General features: G+C 41.6%; 20 protein-coding genes. 18 read left to right on the forward strand and 2 right to left on the reverse strand.

Translation table 11 applies throughout. The features are described from left to right. Positions 1-211: 211 nt before the first annotated feature. The 12 genes from ndk to der are packed head-to-tail and all read left to right on the forward strand — an operon-like array spanning position 212 to position 12067. Complete coding sequence (gene ndk, locus KFB94_09300; GenBank protein ID QVL45410.1) at positions 212-616, forward strand: nucleoside-diphosphate kinase; 405 nt, start codon at positions 212-214, stop codon at positions 614-616. Positions 617-632: 16 nt separating this feature from the next. Further along, complete coding sequence (rlmN, locus tag KFB94_09305) at positions 633-1748, forward strand: 23S rRNA (adenine(2503)-C(2))-methyltransferase RlmN (GenBank protein ID QVL45411.1); 1116 nt, start codon at positions 633-635, stop codon at positions 1746-1748. After that, the gene (gene pilW / locus KFB94_09310) at positions 1748-2515 is read left to right on the forward strand and encodes a type IV pilus biogenesis/stability protein PilW (GenBank protein QVL45412.1); all 768 of its coding nucleotides are present in this window, start codon (positions 1748-1750) and stop codon (positions 2513-2515) included. The genes rlmN and pilW overlap by 1 nt, the downstream gene beginning before the upstream one ends. A gap of 21 nt (positions 2516-2536) precedes the next feature. Further along, the gene (locus KFB94_09315; protein QVL45413.1) at positions 2537-3532 is read left to right on the forward strand and encodes a DUF4115 domain-containing protein; all 996 of its coding nucleotides are present in this window, start codon (positions 2537-2539) and stop codon (positions 3530-3532) included. A 46-nt stretch (positions 3533-3578) separates the two neighbouring features. After that, entirely contained in the window at positions 3579-4859 is a 1281-nt protein-coding gene (gene ispG / locus KFB94_09320) for a flavodoxin-dependent (E)-4-hydroxy-3-methylbut-2-enyl-diphosphate synthase (GenBank protein QVL45414.1), read from the forward strand. Between the two features lie 4 nt (positions 4860-4863). Continuing rightward, positions 4864-6132, forward strand: a complete 1269-nt coding sequence (gene hisS, locus KFB94_09325) for a histidine--tRNA ligase (protein QVL45415.1) — start codon at positions 4864-4866, stop codon at positions 6130-6132. Further along, the gene (locus KFB94_09330) at positions 6129-6884 is read left to right on the forward strand and encodes an SIMPL domain-containing protein (GenBank protein QVL45416.1); all 756 of its coding nucleotides are present in this window, start codon (positions 6129-6131) and stop codon (positions 6882-6884) included. The genes hisS and KFB94_09330 overlap by 4 nt, the downstream gene beginning before the upstream one ends. A 31-nt stretch (positions 6885-6915) precedes the next feature. Beyond that, positions 6916-7752: an ABC transporter ATP-binding protein gene (locus KFB94_09335; GenBank protein ID QVL45417.1), complete on the forward strand. Its 837-nt coding sequence runs from the start codon at positions 6916-6918 to the stop codon at positions 7750-7752. Next, positions 7752-8567 carry an ABC transporter ATP-binding protein gene (locus KFB94_09340; GenBank protein ID QVL45418.1) on the forward strand — a complete coding sequence of 272 codons (816 nt, stop codon included), beginning with the start codon at positions 7752-7754 and terminating at the stop codon, positions 8565-8567. The genes KFB94_09335 and KFB94_09340 overlap by 1 nt, the downstream gene beginning before the upstream one ends. Positions 8568-8599: 32 nt before the next feature. Further along, on the forward strand, positions 8600-9226 hold the full coding sequence (locus KFB94_09345) for a tetratricopeptide repeat protein (protein QVL45419.1): 627 nt from the start codon (positions 8600-8602) through the stop codon (positions 9224-9226). A 10-nt stretch (positions 9227-9236) separates the two neighbouring features. Next, positions 9237-10637 carry an outer membrane protein assembly factor BamB gene (bamB, locus tag KFB94_09350; GenBank protein ID QVL45420.1) on the forward strand — a complete coding sequence of 467 codons (1401 nt, stop codon included), beginning with the start codon at positions 9237-9239 and terminating at the stop codon, positions 10635-10637. A gap of 2 nt (positions 10638-10639) precedes the next feature. Further along, positions 10640-12067, forward strand: a complete 1428-nt coding sequence (der, locus tag KFB94_09355) for a ribosome biogenesis GTPase Der (protein ID QVL45421.1) — start codon at positions 10640-10642, stop codon at positions 12065-12067. A gap of 35 nt (positions 12068-12102) precedes the next feature. Here der and KFB94_09360 read toward each other — a convergent pair whose 3' ends face one another. Next, positions 12103-12927 carry an outer membrane protein assembly factor BamD gene (locus KFB94_09360; protein QVL46657.1) on the reverse strand — a complete coding sequence of 275 codons (825 nt, stop codon included), beginning with the start codon at positions 12925-12927 and terminating at the stop codon, positions 12103-12105. Between the two features lie 76 nt (positions 12928-13003). On the opposite strand from KFB94_09360, the gene rluD reads away from it, so the two are divergent. From rluD to rimO, 4 genes are all read left to right on the forward strand, one after another. Next, positions 13004-14107 (forward strand): 23S rRNA pseudouridine(1911/1915/1917) synthase RluD, encoded by a 1104-nt coding sequence (gene rluD / locus KFB94_09365; GenBank protein QVL45422.1) that lies wholly within the window; start codon positions 13004-13006, stop codon positions 14105-14107. Continuing rightward, positions 14100-14837: a peptidoglycan editing factor PgeF gene (gene pgeF, locus KFB94_09370; GenBank protein ID QVL45423.1), complete on the forward strand. Its 738-nt coding sequence runs from the start codon at positions 14100-14102 to the stop codon at positions 14835-14837. Before rluD ends, pgeF begins: the two co-directional genes overlap by 8 nt. Before the next feature lie 66 nt (positions 14838-14903). Further along, positions 14904-15794 (forward strand): ZIP family metal transporter, encoded by an 891-nt coding sequence (locus KFB94_09375; protein QVL45424.1) that lies wholly within the window; start codon positions 14904-14906, stop codon positions 15792-15794. Between the two features lie 10 nt (positions 15795-15804). Further along, complete coding sequence (gene rimO / locus KFB94_09380; GenBank protein QVL45425.1) at positions 15805-17142, forward strand: 30S ribosomal protein S12 methylthiotransferase RimO; 1338 nt, start codon at positions 15805-15807, stop codon at positions 17140-17142. Here the strand turns inward: rimO and KFB94_09385 are convergent. Beyond that, a complete protein-coding gene (locus tag KFB94_09385) occupies positions 17139-17486 on the reverse strand; it encodes a hypothetical protein (protein QVL46658.1) in 348 nt (115 codons plus the stop codon). The genes rimO and KFB94_09385 overlap by 4 nt on opposite strands. 211 nt (positions 17487-17697) lie before the next feature. Here KFB94_09385 and gltX point away from each other — a divergent pair, with 211 nt between their 5' ends. Together gltX and hfq are read left to right on the forward strand one after the other, a co-directional pair. Further along, on the forward strand, positions 17698-19089 hold the full coding sequence (gene gltX, locus KFB94_09390) for a glutamate--tRNA ligase (GenBank protein QVL45426.1): 1392 nt from the start codon (positions 17698-17700) through the stop codon (positions 19087-19089). 116 nt (positions 19090-19205) lie between these two features. Further along, a complete protein-coding gene (gene hfq / locus KFB94_09395) occupies positions 19206-19445 on the forward strand; it encodes an RNA chaperone Hfq (protein QVL45427.1) in 240 nt (79 codons plus the stop codon). Positions 19446-19458: the final 13 nt, after the last annotated feature.

A 19458-nucleotide genomic window follows, 5' to 3' on the forward strand; every position in this document is an offset into this window, starting at 1 on the left:
AACAAGCTTTATTTGGCTTTTAACAATGTAATGCGCTTTGCGGGGTTAATGTTGATAGAGTGCAAAATGCTGTCCGCAATGTTAATTGGCTGAAAATAAGCAACAAATTAAAGTTAAATTGGGTTTATTAAAATAGCTAAAAATGTTAATGTTACGCACTTTGTAATACATTCATTTAGTTGTTGTTTTTTATTATTTTTTTGGAGTTAACATGGCAGTAGAACGTACCCTTAGCATTATCAAACCAGACGCAGTGGCAAAAAACGTCATTGGTCAAATCTATACCCGTTTTGAAAACGCTGGTTTGAAAATTGTTGCAGCAAAAATGGCACAATTAACACAAGCAGAAGCAGAAGGTTTTTACGCAGTACATAAAGAACGTCCTTTTTTTGCTGATTTGGTTAAATTCATGATTTCTGGCCCTGTTATGATTCAAGCGCTAGAAGGCGAAGATGCTGTGTTGAAAAACCGTGATTTGATGGGCGCTACTAACCCAAAAGAGGCTGCTGCGGGCACCATTCGTGCTGACTTTGCAGAAAGTATTGATGCAAATGCGGTGCATGGTTCAGATTCAGCAGAAAACGCTGCTATCGAAATTAAGTATTTCTTTGGCTAATGCGTCCAAGTAAACGTTGATTAATTTACTCAATTTCAATCAAAAGCAACTCGCCGATTACTTTGTTAGTATCGGCGAGAAACCTTTTCGCGCTAAGCAGTTGATGCGATGGGTTTATCAATACGGCATGACTGATTTAGATCAGATGACGGATATTGCAAAAGTATTGCGAGAGAAGTTACGTAATGAAGCCAGCTTTTCCTTGCCAGAAGTGCAATTGGAACAAGCGTCGGATGATGGAACGCGCAAGTGGTTAATCGGCGCCAACAACCAAAAAGATGGTACTAGCAGCAGTGTAGAAACCGTATTTATCCCAGAGGATGACCGTGGTACATTGTGTATCTCAAGCCAAGTTGGTTGCGCACTTGAATGCACCTTTTGCAGCACAGGTAGACAAGGGTTTAATCGCAATTTAACGGTGTCTGAAATTATTGGGCAGCTTTGGATTGCGAATCAATCTTTACGCAAAGTGGATGGTTATGACATGCTTGCGCCAACAGATCGCATTATCTCAAACGTGGTGATGATGGGTATGGGTGAGCCATTGGCTAACTATGACAATGTCGTGACTGCGATGCAAATTATGCTAGATGATCATGCTTACGGTTTAAGCCGTCGACGTGTGACGTTATCTACCAGTGGATTAGTGCCCCAAATGGATAGACTAAAAGAAGATTGCCCAGTTGCGCTGGCTGTTTCCTTACATGCACCTAATGACAGGCTTCGTGATGAGATTGTGCCAATTAATAAAAAATACCCCATTAAAGAACTGATGGCGGCATGTGAGCGTTACTTAGTGAAAGCGCCCCGTGATTTCGTCACCTTTGAATATGTGATGTTAGATGGTGTTAATGACACGGTGGAGCATGCACATCAACTATTAGAAGTGGTCAGAAATGTGCCATGCAAGTTTAATTTGATTCCATTTAATCCTTTTCCTAATAGCGGTTATGGTACATCTACGCCTAACCACATACGCGTGTTTAAAGATATTTTAATGCATGCAGGTTATGTTGTTACCGTGCGTAAAACCCGTGGTGAAGATATTGATGCAGCTTGCGGTCAATTGGCTGGCAAGGTGCTAGACAAAACTAACCGTAGTGCGAAATTTGTGCCTATTGAGGTGATGTAATGCATTCATATCTTAATGGCTTGTTTGTTGCTATTTTGTTTTGTTTTTTAAGCGCCTGTGAAACCACGGGAAGTCAAGTCGATAATAATGATTATAAGCGTACGGCTATTATTGATAGAGCGCGCGCGCATACCAATTTAGGCGCTGCTTATTTGCAAAAAAATAAATTGGAAATTGCATTAGATGAGTTTACAAAAGCGGTTGAAATTATGCCAACCTTTGCAATGGCTTATAACGGTTTGGCAATGGTAAGATCTGCATTGGGGCAAGATGCAGAAGCTGAGTATAATTTTAAAAAAGCCATTAAGCTAGATGCTTCTATTTCCGAAACATACAACAATTATGGTACTTTTTTATGTTCACGTGGACGTTATGAGGAATCAATTACACAGTTTTTAGCAGCGGTAAAAAATCCTTTACACGGCACGCCAAGTGTCGCTTATGCAAATGCAGGCATTTGTTCAAAACGAAACGGCGATATTAAAGGTGCAGAAAGATATTTAAATAAGGCGCTTGAAATTCAACCGCTTACCCATGCTGCCGCAGCGCATTTGGCTGATATTCAGTTCAGTCGTGGTGATGCGGTATTAGCAAAGAAAACACTACAAAATGCATTAATTGCTGCACCAACAGCAGAGGTTTTATGGCTAGCAATAAAGATCGAGCGTTTGCTTGGTGACAAAAATAATGTGGCAAGTTATTCTTTGGAATTGCGCAGAAAGTTTCCTAACGCTGCTGAAACACAGCTACTGTTAAGTGGTCAATAAAACATTAATTGAGGGTTTAATATGGCACGTAAGCTTAAAACAAGTGAAGCAGAGACTACCAAGGTTGATGTTGCAAACAATAACGAATCAGGGCTTGCAGCAATGATCGAAGCTGAAGCCACATCTTCAGTGGAAAAAGTAAATGCTGATTTGCCTCATCAAGTAGCGACTTCCGATATGCCTGATGCATGTGGTGGCGCCTTACGCGCTGCACGCCTTGCGCAAAATCTTTCTACGCAAGCGATTGCAAAGCAGTTGCGATTAGGTAACGTACAGATTGAGGCGCTAGAGCAGAATCAGTTTTCCGCACTACCAGAGCCAACAATTGTGAAGGGATTTATTCGTAACTACGCAAAGTTGCTTAAGATTCCTGCAGAGCCAATATTAGCCGCTTATGCTGAGATAATGCCAAAAACTGATCAGTATGCTTTTGCTTTGGGGCCTGGTATTAATATGAAAATGTCAGAAAATAATAAATTAAGCAGCACCCGCTATCTCATATTCACTTTGCTCGTTTTGGTCATGTTAGTCGGATGGTTTTTTTATCAACATTACATGCAACAACCTGATGCAGTGAATCCCTCGCCTGAGGTTGCTGATAGCTTTCCTGAAGAACTTGCCTTAGAAATGCCAGAAGCACAAGTGTCAGCAAATGATATGGCGATCGCTGATAATACACTCGTAGAAAATCAGTTTTCTGAAACTGATGTGGACACACAAGATGACGATACGCAAGTTCAGGCAGAATTGGCAACAGACGCTACTTCGGTCATTGCTGCGACGCGATTAGTATTTAATGCAAAACAAGAAACGTGGCTAAGTGTTGTGAATCAGTCTGGTGAAGAGGTTTATAACAAAATATTGTATGCTGGAAAACGCGAGATTGTAGATGTTGAAGACCCTGCGGAGATTGTTGTGGGTAATGCGCAGGGAGCAACGCTGACAATTGATGGTGAATCGATGGATCTGGCTCCGTACACACGTATGAATGTTGCGCGTATTCGATTAAATCCTTAGGCGTTTAAGCCACTTTTATTAAATTAAATGAGAGTATTGTTCAATAATGCGTAAAAAAACACGGCAGGTAATGGTTGGTCATGTACCCGTTGGCGGTGGCTTATTCGGTACAGTATCAGCGCCAGTTGTAGTGCAGAGTATGACCAATACCGATACAGCTGATGCAAAAAGTACAATAGAGCAGGTCTATGCTTTATGGCAAGCAGGCAGTGAAGTTGTTCGTATTACGGTTAACTCTCCCGAAGCGGCAGCGCAGGTTGGTGCCATTCGGCAAGGATTAGATGCCTTGGGTTGTGATGTACCTTTAGTGGGTGATTTTCATTACAACGGACATAAATTATTACAAGCCTATCCAGATTGTGCTAAAGCACTCGCTAAATATCGCATTAATCCAGGTAATGTAGGCAAAGGCAGTAAGCGAGATGAGCAATTTGCTAGCATGGTAGAGACTGCCATTCAATATAAAAAAGCGGTGCGTATTGGTGTTAATTGGGGCAGCCTAGATCAAGCCAAGATGGCGCAGATGATGGATGATAATGCGAAGTCTGCGACACCTTTATCATCTGGTGCGTTAATGCAAGAAGCATTGATACAATCTGCATTAGAAAGCGCCCAACAAGCAGTCGATCTTGGATTAGATCCTAATCAAATTATTATCTCGTGCAAAGTGAGCAATGTGCAAGATTTGGTAACCGTGTATCGAACATTAAGTGAGCGTTGTGATTATCCATTGCATTTGGGGTTAACCGAAGCGGGCATGGGCTCTAAGGGCATTGTGGCATCTACTGCAGCGTTATCTTTGTTACTTCAAGAAGGTATTGGAGACACCATACGCGTGAGTTTGACACCAGAGCCTAATGAATCGCGCACCAAAGAAGTGGTGGTTGCGCAAGAAATTTTACAAACCATGGGTATTCGCTCTTTCACTCCTTTAGTGACTGCCTGTCCTGGCTGTGGTCGCACAACTTCCACCTATTTCCAAGAGCTGGCTATGCAAATTCAAGCTTATTTACGCCAGCAGATGCCTGTCTGGAGAGCCGAATATCCTGGCGTTGCAGAGATGAGTGTGGCGGTGATGGGTTGTGTGGTTAACGGGCCTGGAGAATCTAAATTGGCGAATATCGGTATTAGTTTGCCAGGCACTGGTGAAATACCAGTCGCCCCAGTTTTTGTTGATGGCGAAAAAACAGTTACCTTAAAAGGTGATTTTATTGCACAAGAGTTTCAAGCTATCGTGGAAAGTTATGTAAAAAAGAACTACGCGGAAGGCGGTAAACTACGCCAACAGATTGCATCTAAAATTATTCCAATTCAAACAATTAATTAGCCTAATGAGTCAAAAAAACCAATTTCAATCGATTAAAGGGTTCTACGATATTTTGCCTGAAGCGACGCCGCTTTGGTTTAAATTAGAAGATATTGCACGTCATGTGCTTACCCAATATGGGTATCACAATATTCGGATGCCTTTAGTTGAGCCAACAGAGCTTTTTGTACGCAGCGTTGGAGAGCATACCGACATTGTTGAAAAAGAAATGTATGCATGGGAAGATAAATTAAATGGTGACAAACTAGTATTGCGACCAGAAGGAACGGCGGGTTGTGTGCGTGCGGTTATTGAGCAAAATCTCACCTATAATGGACCTCAACGACTATGGTATATCGGCCCCATGTTTAGACATGAAAATGTACAAAAAGGTCGTCAGCGGCAATTTCATCAAGTTGGTTGTGAAGCGTTTGGCTTTGATGGACCTGATGTCGATGCAGAACAAATTGTGCTATTGGCGCGTTTATGGCGTGAATTAGGCATTAACGATGTTGAGTTGCAAATTAATAGTATTGGCGATGCTGAAGAGCGGTCTGTTTATCGGCAAGCGTTGATTGCTTATTTTGAACAGCATGCTGATTTATTAGATGAAGAGGCAAAGCGGCGTTTATATACAAATCCATTAAGAATTCTTGATACTAAAAATCCACGTATGCAAGCTATTTGCGAAGCCGCGCCAAGGCTGATGGATTGTTTAGGTGATGTTAGTAAAACGCACTTTGACAAGCTTTGTCAGCTATTAACAGAGGCTGGTGTTGCCTATGTCGTGAATCATCGGTTGGTACGTGGTTTGGATTATTACAACCGCACCGTATTTGAGTGGATCACAACAAAACTGGGTGCGCAAGGCACGATTGCCGGTGGTGGACGGTATGATACTTTGGTTGAAAAGCTTGGTGGTAAGCCAACACCTGCATGTGGATTTGCAATAGGATTAGAGCGGGTATTTTTATTGATGCAACAATATGGCGTAACAGCCAATAATGTACCTGATCTTTATTTAGTGAATGTTGGCGAATTAGCAGAATCAAAAGCGTTTAACATAGCTGAAACTTTACGAAGCGCAGGGCTGTCTGTTGTACAGCATGCTGGCGGCGGTAGTTTTAAGACGCAAATGAAGAGGGCAGATAGAAGTGGTGCACGCTATGCCGCTATTTTGGGTGACGATGAAATGGCTTCAAATGAGATTTCGTTAAAACCATTATTAGAACAAGGTGAGCAACAACGTTGTCAACTCGATCAAGTTGTTGAAAAAATTAAGATTAAGATATGACAGAAAACAAAAGCTTCTTCAATGCAATGACTGTGCTAGGCTTATTGTTAGCAATTGGCATGGCAAGTGCAGCTTTTATTTTAGGTGTGCAAACTAAACGTGCAGTGATGGGCCAGCAAAGTATTACAGTCAAAGGATTGGCAGAAAAACCGATTAGCGCAGACACTGCTGAATGGACCATTCATATTGCAGTGGCAAGTCCCACACAATCAGATGCTTTGCAAGAGGTTGCAAAAACAAGAGAAGTGGTTGAAGGTTTCTTAGAAAAGCAAGGTTTTACAAAAGAAGCCTGGGATGTAGATGTAGAAACGTTAGGCCCGCATTATGAAGAGGTTGTTGTTGGGGATAACTATAGACAAGTGCAAAAAGGATTCGAAGGCTATCAAACTATCAGAATAGTGACAAAAGATTTGGATAAAATTCAAAAGGCGAATAAAGCATTTTTACAATTAAGGGCACAGAATCATCCTGTAATGGCTTATCCGCCTCAATATTTGGTCAGTCATTTAGAAAAAATTAAAATGTCATTAATTGCTGATGCAACTAAAAATGCACGTGAGCGTGCGACAGAATTTGTCAAGCAAGATGGCGCAAGTGTCGGTGTAATGAAGTCTGCAAGCCAAGGGGCTTTTTATATTCTACCTGTTGGAGGTTTGAATGATAGTGACAGTCAATATGGTGGCGTTTATGATAAGACGACAATAGATAAGGTGGCTCGCGTTGTTGTGACGGTTGTCTATAACATTGAATAACGTTTGCCTAAATACATAAGATAATCATCCAATGACCGAAATTTTAAACATAGCACATTTAAATGTCACCTTAAAAAAAGATCCTTCACGCGTGTTAGTCAAGGATACTTCGTTTAAATTGTCTGCTGGAAAAACAACCTGCATTGTGGGTGAATCTGGCAGTGGTAAAAGTTTAACAGCACTTACCATTATGGGGCTACTTTCTAATCAACTTGCCGCATCGGGCCAAGTATTTTTTAATGGTCAAGACATTACCAAGCTAGATAATAAAGCGATGCAAAAAATCCGGGGTGCACAAATTGGCATGATTTTTCAAGAGCCAATGACTTCGCTTAATCCAGTATTAACAGTAGGCTTTCAAATTGGTGAAGTGCTTAAAGCGCATTTAAATTTAAAAGGCGATGCACTTAAGTTAAGAATTGAAAAGCTACTTTTACAAGTTGGTATTCCGGCGGAGCGCGCTCATAGCTATCCAGATGAGCTGTCTGGTGGGCAACGACAACGCGTCATGGTGGCAATTAGTATTGCTTGTGAGCCAGCTTTGCTAATAGCAGATGAGCCAACCACCGCTTTAGATGTGACAGTACAGGCACAAATTCTGAAACTATTAGATGAGTTAAAAACCCGTATGAAAATGGCAATGTTATTTATCACACACGATTTTGGTGTGGTGTCTGATATTGCTGATGATGTGATTGTGATGTTCAAGGGCGAAATTGTAGAGGCGGGGACTAAACAACAAGTGTTAGAAAACCCTCAACATCCTTATACACAAGCCTTATTAAATTGTGTGCCGGACTTAGAAGGCAAAAAAACATTAAAACCAATCGATTATGCTTGGCTAAAGACAGGTGAGGTGGCTCAATAATGCAAGAAGCAACAGTCATTCTTGAAGCGCGGCATTTGGTAAAATCCTATAAACAGCGCACTGGTAACTTTGGCTTTGAACAGACAACTATTAAAGCATTAGATGATGTGAGTATTCGCTTAAAAAAAGGCTCTACACTGGCTATTGTTGGTGAATCTGGAAGTGGCAAGTCTACTTTAGCGCGATGTCTGTTACAATTGCATCCTTTTGATAGTGGTGATGTGTTGTTTCACGGTCAATCACTCGGTCAATTGGATGCTAAGGGTTTGCGTCAAGTACGTAAAAACTTACAAATGGTGTTTCAGGATCCTTTTGCCTCACTTAATCCACGGATGCGCGTAGGTGATATTGTTGCAGAAGGTTTACTTGTGCACGGCTTGGGTAACGTGAATGAGCGATTACAAAAAGTGCAGCAGATGTTGCATAGAGTTGGGTTGGACGCCGGTGATGTGAGCAAGTACCCGCACCAGTTTTCTGGTGGGCAACGACAGCGGATTGGTATTGCTCGTGCTTTGATACTTGAGCCAGAAATAGTTGTCTGTGATGAGCCTGTCTCTGCTTTGGATGTATCAGTTCAAGCGCAAATTTTGTTATTGCTGAAAAGCTTACAAAAAGAAATGGGACTGAGTTATATTTTTATCACCCATGATTTGCGCGTAGTCAGACATGTCGCTGATCAAATTGTGGTAATGAACAAAGGCAAAATAGTTGAGCAAGGTGATGTTAATACTATCTATCAGTCACCTCAGCAAGATTATACAAAAGCATTATTAAAAGCAATTCCTGGGCAGCATAGACTGGTTACTAGTGATTAATGGTTTTTAGGGTAAGTATTTTAGGATAAATAATGGCATTAGATTTAGATGATCAAGAACAGTTAGACGAACTTAAGTTGTGGTGGAATAAGTATGGAAAAATGACGATCAGCCTTGTTTTGTTAGCGCTGATTATCTATGCTTCATGGCAAGGGTACCAATATGTTCAACATAAAAAAGCAGTAGAAGCTTCTGAAATATATCAGTCTTTGGGAGAGCTTGATCCTAGCAAGGTAGACGATATTAAAGCACTTTCTCATCAATTAACCACAGATTATGCAGGTACGCCCTATGCTGGCAGAGCGGCTGTTTTGCAAGCAAGAAGCCAATATATTGGTGGCGATATTAAAGGAGCGAAATCGCAACTTGAGTGGGCCGTAGTCAATGCAACAGAAACGTCAATCAAAGCGGTTGCAAGTTTACAACTAGCAAGAGTGTTGTTAGCAGATAAAGATTATGCAGGGGCTGAAAAAGTACTTTCAGCTGAGATTGATGCAGGATACATTGGTCTAAAAGATGACTTGCTAGGAGATGTTTTACTTGCGCAAGGAAAAATAGTGGAAGCGAAAGAAAGATATACAGCTGCCATCGCTAATTTGGACTCAGAAGGACGTTTTTACATGCTTACAAAGCAAAAGCTTCAGTCACTAGGTAGCTAATGAGCCTTGTATGATGCGTGATTTATTAAAGTATTGTCTTGTTTTTAGCCTGTTTTTGCTCACTGGGTGTGGCGCATTAACCGAGCTCAGGTTAGAGATGGCAGATAAGCTGTTTGGCCGTGAACCATTGGAAATGCCAGCTGAACTGGTAGAGTTCACTGCCACTTATCCTGCACGCGTGGATTGGACAGTTCAAATTGGTGAAACCGATCGTTATGATTACATCCCCGCATTGCAGGCAGGCTACGTGTATGCTGTTAATACCAAAGGCGAGATAAGCAAATTAAACGCAGATAATGGTAAACAAGAGTGGCGTGTAGTGGCGCCTGAACCAATTAGTGGTGGTGTTGGTGCTGGTGGTGGCTTGGTTATGGTTGGTACTAGCAGAGGTAATGTCTTGGCCTACGATGTGACGGGCAAGCTACTTTGGACATCACATGTGTCAAGCGAAGTATTAAGTGCACCACGTTATTTTGATGGAAAAGTGATAGTGCGCTCTGGTGATAATCAAATATATGGTTTAGATGCAGCGGATGGCGTACGTAAGTGGGTTTATACCAGAAAAGTGCCGGCACTCAGTCTAAGAAGTAGTGCAGGTATTGTTATCGATGGTGGTGCTGTGTATGCGGGTTTTGCAGGTGGTAAAATGATTGCGCTTAACGCAGAAAGCGGTCAATTATTATGGGAGGCAACTGTTGCAACGCCAAAAGGCGTGACAGAAATTGAACGCATTGCGGATATCACCAGTTTACCAATCGTTGATGGACCTGTTGTATATGCGGTTGCTTATCAAGGTCGAATTGCGGCTGTAGATAGACGTACTGGTCAGGTTGTCTGGAACAGAGAGATCTCTAGTTATACTGGTATGGCACTTGGTGGCGAACAGTTGTATGTTTCTCATGCTTTAGGTTCTTTTTATTCACTGGATTACACAACAGGAAAAACGTTTTGGCGGCAAGGAGATTTACTAAATAGGCGTTTAACAACACCGGTAGTACTGAAAAATGTCGTTGCTGTGGGTGATTTGGAAGGGTACGTCCACTTTATGAGTCCAGAAAATGGTCAGTTTGTGTCGCGCATTCAATTAGGCAATCAAGCTGTCATGTCACTCATCATAGGCAATGAGCCTTCACAGGTTATTGTTGCTACTCGTAATGGTGGTTTATATGCTGTCAGTATAAAAGAGCCAGTAGCGCCGCTATCTGATAAGACCAGTGAGCCGACACCACTATCTATTATTGAAGAAAATGATGAGATCTTAGCTGACGATAAACAACCAGACTTAGAAGAAAGCGAAAGCAGTAACGAGCCATCGCGTAGTATTTTATTTCAAGAACAAAAACCGCTTTTATTCCCAGACATACAAGAAGGCAATGGTGGACCGGGTATTACGCTACCTAAGTCACAATAATCATGTTACCTACCATTGTACTAGTGGGTCGACCAAATGTCGGCAAATCTACTTTATTTAATCGACTAACCAAAAGTCGTGACGCGCTCGTGGCTGATCTGCCCGGTTTAACTCGAGATCGACATTATGGCCGTGGTATAGGAGCAAGTCAGCCTTATTTGGTAATCGACACCGGTGGATTTGAACCAACGGCTGAAACGGGCATTCTGAAAGAAATGGCCCGCCAAACTTTATTAGCAATTGACGAGGCTGATTTGGTTCTTTTTCTTGTAGATGCACGTGCAGGATTAACGCCGGAAGAGTATACCATTGCAGATAAACTCAGAAAATCACAACGTCCCGTCCTATTGGTTGTCAATAAAACAGAAGGTATGCAAAAGGCAGTCGTTAGCGCTGACTTTTATGCATTAGGTTTGGGTGACCCACTCGCTATTTCATCCGCGCATGGCGAAGGTGTAAAGGATTTAATAGAGCTGGCGCTAGAAAACTTTCCGGCACCAGAGGCAGAAGAATCAAAGCAAAAAGATATACCTAAAATTGCGATTGTTGGGCGTCCGAATGTTGGAAAGTCAACTTTAGTGAATGCCTTGTTAGGTGAAGACCGCATGATTGCATTCGATGAGGCAGGCACAACACGCGATTCTATCTATGTTGACCTAGAGCGTGAAGGTAAAATCTACACAATTATTGATACAGCAGGTGTGCGTAAGCGTGGCCGTGTATTTGAAGCGGTCGAGAAATTTTCAGTTGTAAAAACCATGCAAGCGATTGAAAATGCCAATGTCGCAATCTTAGTTGTTGATGCACAAGAGGGTATTACCGAGCAAGATGCCCATGTAGCAGCTTACATTCTAGATGCGGGTCGTGCTTTGGTTGTGGCAATCAATAAGTGGGATGGTTTGCAAGAAGATGAGCGTGATTGGATTAAGAAAGAAATTGATCGAAAGTTAGTATTTTTGGATTTTGCTAAGTTTCACTATATCTCTGCTTTACGCAAAAAAGGCTTGCCTGAATTGTTTCATTCAATTGATGGTGCATTTAAAGCGGCTTTTGCTAACCTACCAACACCGCAGTTAACAAGAGTGTTGGCTGATGCGGTGGCACAACACCAGCCACCGATTAGCAAAGGCATTCGACCGAAATTACGTTATGCACATCAAGGCGGGGTAAATCCACCGATTGTTGTTGTGCATGGCTCACATATTAGTGGGGTCAAAGAAAGTTACAAACGTTTTCTGGAAGGTGTTTTTCGTAAGACGTTCCAACTAATTGGCACACCACTAAGGGTTCAGTTTAAGCAAGGAGATAACCCCTATGCAGATAAAGAAAAGCGAAAATCGAGTGAAGGCATTGTGACCATGCGTCGTCGTAAGACAGAGCGACGTGCGGAACTAAGGTCTAAAAAAGATCAAGATAACAAAAAAAGATAAGCCATGTAGTTGTCATTCAATGCTTGATTGGTGCGTTACAAACTGTCCCAGAACTTCCACCATACACGCTCTTCCTGAACGAGATTGCCTGTAAGTAAAGGATTTTCTGGATAGTTGGTTTTTAATACGCGGACAGCATCTTCTTTTAAATCCGTTAAGCCCATATAGTCATAAGCGCTTACCATCATCACCAGTGCATCCTCCACAGCTTCAGATTTTGGGTAATACTCTAATACATATTTGGCACGATTCAGTGCTGCCAAGTAAGCCTCGCGATTCATGTAATAACGCGCAACGTGCATTTCATGTTGTGCTAATGTATTCACAATATAGACCATGCGTTGAGTAGCATCTTTGTGATAGCGACTATTTGGATAACGTTCAGTCAGATCTTTAAATGCAGCAAAAGATAATTTTAGTGCTTTTGGATCGCGGTCATTAATATTTTGCTTAGTTAACTTTTCAATAATACCCCTTTCATTGAAAGTAGCTAAGCCTTTGAGATAATAGGCATAATCAACATTCGGATGATTGGGATGTAGTTTAATGAATCTATCCGCAGCGACGAGAGTGCTAACAGGATCACTTTTTTTATAGTTGGCATAGATAATCTCTAGTTTTGCTTGGGTTGCATATTTTCCATGTGGAAATCGAGATTCTAGCTTTTTAAAATAACCTAATGCTTTTTCATAATCTTTATTTGACATTGCAAGCGCGCCTGCTTCGTAAATACGTTCTGCTGGCCAGCCTTTCGTTTCATCTAATGCGGTAGGTGTGCCAAATATCGCACATCCACTCATTAGTGAGCTGAACAATAAAGCTAAAAATAAAAATTGAATAAGCGGTAAAATACGTTTCACAAGTGCATCTGCCAAATTATGTTTGCGCTATTATAACGTAAGCTATCTACAACTGAACCAACACAAACATCTAAAAATGACACAAAGTACAACCCAATTATTGATTATTCCTCAACATCTAGGTGGTCAGCGTATCGATTTGGCTTTGCAGCATCTGCTGCCTGAACATTCCAGAAGTCGCTTACAAACTTGGATAAAAGAAGGCTTGGTTACACTTGATGGATCCAACGTATCTGCAAAAACCAAAGTATGGGGTGGCGAAAAAGTTGAGATTAATCCGCCACTAAATTTAGAAGAGAATGCATTTAAATCAGAAAATATCCCCTTAGATATTGTTTACGAAGATGAGGCTTTATTGGTAATTAATAAGCCTGCTGGCTTAGTTGTTCATCCCGCAGCAGGCAATTGGAGTGGTACTTTACTTAATGCACTCTTGTATCATCTTCCTGCTTTATCAGATGTGCCGCGTTGTGGCATTGTGCATCGATTAGATAAAGAAACGAGTGGCTTACTCGTTGTTGCTAAAACGCTTGAGGCCCAGACAAGTTTGGTTAGACAATTGCAAGCGCGTACCGTCAAACGTGAGTATAGGGCTATTGTATGGGGTCAAGTATGGCGAAATGGCACGGTGGATCAGCCGATTGGTCGCCATCCTCATGCGAGAACGAAAATGTCTGTACTTCGTACAGGTAAGCCAGCTATTACCCATTATGAAGTGCTGGAGCGTTTTGGTACAAATACTTATATGCGCTGTCGTTTAGAGACAGGGCGCACGCATCAAATCCGTGTCCATATGCAATTTCTAAAATCACCAATAGTGGGCGATCCGCAGTATGGTATTGGCAATATCATTCCGCATAAAAAAATGTCCGAGGTGCTCAGGGACGCGACTGCAAACTTTGAGCGTCAAGCATTGCATGCGATTAAATTGGGCCTGATCCACCCAACAACCAACACGTTTATGGAGTGGCAGATAGAATTAGCAGACGATATGAAAGCCTTGCTAGAAGCCATGCGACATGAAGATGCACCAGAATGGGAAGGTGGTTTTGATCTCGCTGTGGATGAAAATGGTTTGTATATTGGTGAGGATGACTGGGATGATGATATAGAGGGCGAAGCGGATGATTTAGAAGATGATGAGGATTTAGAAGATCATGAGGATTTAGAAGATGAATAAAGGATTGGCACAATCCTTTATTTTTCCCGAATGGCCAGCACCTAGCAATGTTTGTGCAATCCAAACGACTCGCTTAGGTGGCGTGAGCTCTGCTCCCTATGACAGTCTCAATCTTGGTGATCATGTCAATGACGACCCGCATCATGTAGCAATCAATCGTCAGTTGCTCGCCTCCTGCGTGCCAACAGAACCCGTCTGGATGAATCAAGTACATGGTATTCGAGTATTAGATGCAGCCAAAAGCAGTTGTATAGAGTCAGCAGACGCTGCATTAACTACGCAAAAAGACATCGTATGCGTCACCATGACAGCAGATTGTTTACCGATATTGCTCTGTAATCGACAAGGCACGATAGTGAGTGCCATACATGCAGGCTGGCGTGGCTTATGTGATGGTGTGATTGAGGCAACCATTGAAGCAATGGCTGTGAATAGTGATGCGCTAATGGCATGGCTGGGACCTGCGATTGGGCCAGATGCATTTGAAGTGGGTGTAGAGGTGCGTGCACAATTTATTGAAAAAGATCAGCAAGCGGCGAGCGCTTTTAAAGTGTATGGCAACCGATATTTAGCAGATTTATATCAGCTTGCCAGACAACGTCTTAATAACGCTGGCGTGACACAAATTAATGGTGGAGGCTTATGTACCCATACCGACGCATCCAGATTTTTTTCTTACAGAAGAGATGGCGCGACTGGCCGCATGGCGACACTGATTTGGCTAAAGTAAAAACAACTTAGTTGCTACTTACTGACTGGTCTATAATACGCAACTTATTGAAAAAATAGTCCTTTAATGATGATTCCTGATTTTTCCATACTAACGTGGATTGTGTTGTTTAGCTTGCTTGGTGGCATGCTGAGTGTGACTGGCGCTGCCTTAGTGGCTTTAAATGTCAATAAAGTGCGTGTGCCTATGTTGATCAGCTATGCAATTGGCGCAATGCTAGGGGCAGTTTTTTTGGAAATTTTACCGCATGCTATAGAAGAAGCTAGCTCTCCTAAAGTCATGACGACAACCGTATTGTTTGGTATTTTATTGTTTTTTGCCTTAGAAAAACTAGTCATTTGGCGCCATTGTCATGGTGACCATTGTGAAGTACACGCAGTGCATACTGAGCAGAATTGCCCTGATAATCAACCTGCGACATCATCTGATTCAACGATTAAGTTTAAGCCAGCAACGCAGAAAAAACCTGCAATTACAGCAAAGTACACCCACATTCATGAGCATGATTTTGGACGTAGCGGCATGATGATTATGATAGGGGATACTTTTCATAATTTTGTTGATGGTATTTTGATTGCTTCTGCGTTTATGGTTGATGTCAGAATTGGTATTGTGACCGCCGTTGCTATTGTGGCACACGAAATTCCACAAGAGGTAGGTGATTTCTTTATTTTATTGCATTCTGGCTATAGTAAAAAACAGGCTTATCTTTTTAATTTGGTTTCTAGTTTTGCTACCATGATAGGCGGGCTTGCCGCTTATTATGCTTTGCAGCAAATGCAAAGTTTAGTGCCATTTGTATTGGGGATTGCGGCTGCGAGCATGTTGTATGTGGCTGTTGCAGATTTAATTCCTAGTTTGCATAGGCGCACAGAGTTAAAAGCAACAATATCGCAATTGCTGCTAATAACGCTAGGCGTTAGTTCTATTGCCTTAATCGGCTATTTTTTACATTGATAATGAGTTTATGAAAACGAATATTCCAAAAGTAGGATTTGTTTCCCTTGGCTGCCCTAAGGCTGGATCAGATGCTGAGCGTATCTTGACGCAGTTGCGAGCTGAAGGCTATGCAATTAGTAATAGCTACGAAGATTCAGATTTAGTCGTTGTGAACACCTGTGGTTTTATTGATAGTGCAGTAGAAGAGTCGCTAGATGCGATTGGAGAAGCGATTAAAAAAAATGGCAAGGTCATTGTTACAGGTTGTTTAGGGGCGAAAAAAGGGGTGGTCGAAACTGCACATCCGAGTGTTTTAGCTGTAACAGGGCCCCATGCTTTAGAAGAAGTAATGGCGGCTGTACACGCAAACTCACCAAAACCACATGATCCTTACACTGATTTGGTGCCTCCCCAGGGCGTGCGCTTAACGCCGCAACATTATGCCTATTTAAAAATTTCAGAAGGCTGTAATCATCGCTGCAGCTTTTGTATTATTCCAAGCATGCGCGGTGATTTAGTCAGCCGTCCTATTGGCGATGTGCTCAATGAAGCGGAGAATCTGGTTAATGCAGGTGTTTCTGAGATTTTAGTGATTTCACAAGATACATCAGCCTATGGTGTTGATATGAAGTTTCGTAAAGGTTTTTGGAATGGTCGCCCAATAAAAACGCATATGACAGAACTCAGTCAGGCCTTAAGTGAGCTTGGTATATGGGTTCGTTTACACTATGTATATCCATATCCGCATGTGGATGATGTGATTCCACTAATGGCAGACGGCTTGATTTTACCTTACTTAGATGTGCCTTTTCAGCATGCCAGCCCACGAATTTTAAAAAGCATGAAGCGTCCGGCCAGTAGTGAAAATAATTTAGCGCGTATTAAAGCTTGGCGTCAACTTTGTCCAGATATCACCGTACGGTCTACCTTTATTGCCGGATTCCCCGGTGAAACAGAGGACGATTTTAAGATGCTACTTGATTTCTTAGAAGAAGCGCAATTGGACAGAGTTGGTTGTTTTGCTTATTCAGCTGTCGATGGCGCCAAAGCGAATGCATTACCTGATCAAGTGCCAGATGAAATAAAGCAAGAAAGATTAAGTCGGTTTATGGCTGTGCAAGAGCGCATCAGCAGCGCAAAATTACAGCGTAAAGTTGGTACAAAACAAACTGTATTAATTGATGAGTTAACCACAGACAGCGACGACAACATTATTGCACTTGGGCGAACTAAGGCAGATGCACCTGAAATTGATGGGATTGTTTATGTGCAAGATGCTGAAGGTTTACAGCCTGGTGATTTTGTCGATGTACAGATTTTAGCGGTTGAAGGACATGATTTGGTTGGTGGGCCACCAACAGATTAATATTGTTGAAGTTCAGGCTGGCTGAATAAATCTGGCAATACAGGCGCCGGGCGTTCACTATCTGCACGGTCTTCTAAAAAATCTAAGGTTAATGGACAGCGCGTTGGTTTGCGAGCCGATTTGCGTTTTTTGCTATTAGATTTAGTTAAGTCAATATAAGGCGTTTGGCTGACCCGCACATAGCCAGCGCTTGTCAGCTTTTGCATGGTTGTTTCAAATAAACTTAATGGATTATCAATATTTTGCAGCGTAATTGAGTGTCTGCTCACTTTAAGCACGTTATACATCACGACTTTATTTGATGATGTTTTTTTGCCATAGACTTCTCCAGTGTGTACGCTCATCATTTTCCTCCAGCTTCAGGGGTTGCAACATTCACCCAATCAAATAACAACTGTTTACTTATATATCATAAGTTAATTTAATCGACAACAATAAACCATTGAATAGTAATAATATTCATCTTTTGTGTAATCAAGTTTGCTTTTTTTACAGCATCAGCACATCGATGCTTACGTGTTAGAATGGCGCTTTACCATTTTTAGCATTCATATAATGACAGTAATAACTCGATTTGCACCTAGCCCAACTGGATTTCTACATATAGGCGGTGCTCGCACGGCGCTTTTTTCTTGGGCCTATGCCAAAAAGCATGGCGGTCAGTTTATATTGCGAATTGAAGATACGGACGTTGAGCGCAGTACGCCTGAAGCGGTGCAAGCTATTTTAGATGGCATGGCGTGGTTAGGGCTGTCGCATGATGAAGGGCCTTTTTATCAAATGCAGCGAATGGACACGTATAAAAAGCATTTGCAAATGTTACTAACAGCTGGTCATGCCTATTACTGCTATAGCACCAAAGCAGAGTTGGATGCTTTACGTGAGCAACAAATGCAAGCTGGTGTTAAGCCAAGATATGATGGTAAGTGGCGACCAGAAATAGGTAAAGTATTGCCTGAATTGCCGCCTGATGTGAAGCCTGTTATTCGTTTTAAAAATCCAAAAGAAGGCGTGGTTGCTTGGCATGATATGGTTAAAGGCAGCATAGAAATTGCCAATGCTGAACTGGATGATCTCATCATTGCGCGCGGTGATGGTACACCCACTTATAATTTTTGCGTTGTGGTTGATGATTGGGAGATGGGAATTACCCATGTGATTCGTGGTGATGATCATGTCAATAACACACCGCGTCAGATTAATCTCTTAAAAGCGCTGGGGGCTAACGTTCCACAATATGCCCATTTATCGATGATTTTGGGCGATGATGGACAAAAGTTATCTAAGCGCCATGGTGCTGTGAGTGTGATGCAATATCATGAAGATGGCTATTTGCCAGAGGCCGTGCTAAATTATTTGGCTCGCTTGGGCTGGAGTCACGGCAACGATGAAGTATTTGATATGGCGCAATTTTGCCATTGGTTTGATTTAGACCACATTACACCTTCGGCAGCACAATTTAATACCGAAAAGCTGAATTGGTTGAATGCACATTATATTAAAACAGCAGATTTATCAATGCTAGCAAAAGACATTACCAAAAGATTAGCTAAGCAGAACGTATTGGTTCAACCTGCCCCGTCCATTAATACTGTGTTAGCACTGTATCGTGAGCGTTCAAATAATTTGAACCAATTGGCAACAGACATTGCCTATTTTTATAAAGAACCACAAGCCAACATTCTTGATGTTGAAAAGCACATCACTGATGATATTAAGCCAGTGTTGCAAGTGTTGTATCAAAGATTAGCTAATGTTGATTGGACAGCAGAGCTGATTCAAGAGGCGATTAATATGGTTGTTAAAGAAAATGAACTCAAATTTCCTAGGGTAGCAATGCCATTACGCGTAATGGTAGCCGGTATTGCGCAGTCACCAAGCATTGATCAAGTGATGGCAATTTTAGGCAAGCAAGAGGTTTTAAAAAGAATGAAATCTTATTTGTAATAAAAATATTTTTTGCTCTTGAAATTAGAACAAAAAAGCGCAATGATAGTCTTATCGTGACAGATAATTCATAAAAAGAGCTATCTCCAATTTATTAAAACTACAAGGAGTAACCGATGACACATAAAGGCCAAATGCTACAAGACCCATTTTTAAATGCACTGAGAAAAGAGCATGTGCAAGTTTCTATCTATCTAGTCAATGGTATTAAGCTACAAGGGCAAGTAGATTCGTTTGATCAATACGTTATTTTGTTAAAAAATACAGTCATACAAATGGTCTATAAACATGCAATTTCTACCATAGTACCTGCGCGTGCTGTGGCAATTAATATCCCAGATTCGGAAGAAGCATAATTTGATAATAAAG

The sequence above is a fragment of the Methylophilaceae bacterium genome, from assembly GCA_018398995.1.
Taxonomy (GTDB): domain Bacteria; phylum Pseudomonadota; class Gammaproteobacteria; order Burkholderiales; family Methylophilaceae.

Coding starts and splice junctions, on each gene's coding strand:
- pgeF (QVL45423.1), top strand. CDS start 14,100: ATGAATAAAGGATTGGCACAATCCTTTATTTTTCCCGAATGGCCAGCA.
- KFB94_09385 (QVL46658.1), bottom strand. CDS start 17,486: ATGAGCGTACACACTGGAGAAGTCTATGGCAAAAAAACATCATCAAAT.
- KFB94_09340 (QVL45418.1), top strand. CDS start 7,752: ATGCAAGAAGCAACAGTCATTCTTGAAGCGCGGCATTTGGTAAAATCC.
- ispG (QVL45414.1), top strand. CDS start 3,579: ATGCGTAAAAAAACACGGCAGGTAATGGTTGGTCATGTACCCGTTGGC.
- KFB94_09335 (QVL45417.1), top strand. CDS start 6,916: ATGACCGAAATTTTAAACATAGCACATTTAAATGTCACCTTAAAAAAA.
- ndk (QVL45410.1), top strand. CDS start 212: ATGGCAGTAGAACGTACCCTTAGCATTATCAAACCAGACGCAGTGGCA.
- KFB94_09375 (QVL45424.1), top strand. CDS start 14,904: ATGATGATTCCTGATTTTTCCATACTAACGTGGATTGTGTTGTTTAGC.
- hfq (QVL45427.1), top strand. CDS start 19,206: ATGACACATAAAGGCCAAATGCTACAAGACCCATTTTTAAATGCACTG.
- bamB (QVL45420.1), top strand. CDS start 9,237: ATGATGCGTGATTTATTAAAGTATTGTCTTGTTTTTAGCCTGTTTTTG.
- rluD (QVL45422.1), top strand. CDS start 13,004: ATGACACAAAGTACAACCCAATTATTGATTATTCCTCAACATCTAGGT.
- hisS (QVL45415.1), top strand. CDS start 4,864: ATGAGTCAAAAAAACCAATTTCAATCGATTAAAGGGTTCTACGATATT.
- rimO (QVL45425.1), top strand. CDS start 15,805: ATGAAAACGAATATTCCAAAAGTAGGATTTGTTTCCCTTGGCTGCCCT.
- der (QVL45421.1), top strand. CDS start 10,640: ATGTTACCTACCATTGTACTAGTGGGTCGACCAAATGTCGGCAAATCT.
- gltX (QVL45426.1), top strand. CDS start 17,698: ATGACAGTAATAACTCGATTTGCACCTAGCCCAACTGGATTTCTACAT.
- KFB94_09345 (QVL45419.1), top strand. CDS start 8,600: ATGGCATTAGATTTAGATGATCAAGAACAGTTAGACGAACTTAAGTTG.
- pilW (QVL45412.1), top strand. CDS start 1,748: ATGCATTCATATCTTAATGGCTTGTTTGTTGCTATTTTGTTTTGTTTT.
- KFB94_09315 (QVL45413.1), top strand. CDS start 2,537: ATGGCACGTAAGCTTAAAACAAGTGAAGCAGAGACTACCAAGGTTGAT.
- KFB94_09330 (QVL45416.1), top strand. CDS start 6,129: ATGACAGAAAACAAAAGCTTCTTCAATGCAATGACTGTGCTAGGCTTA.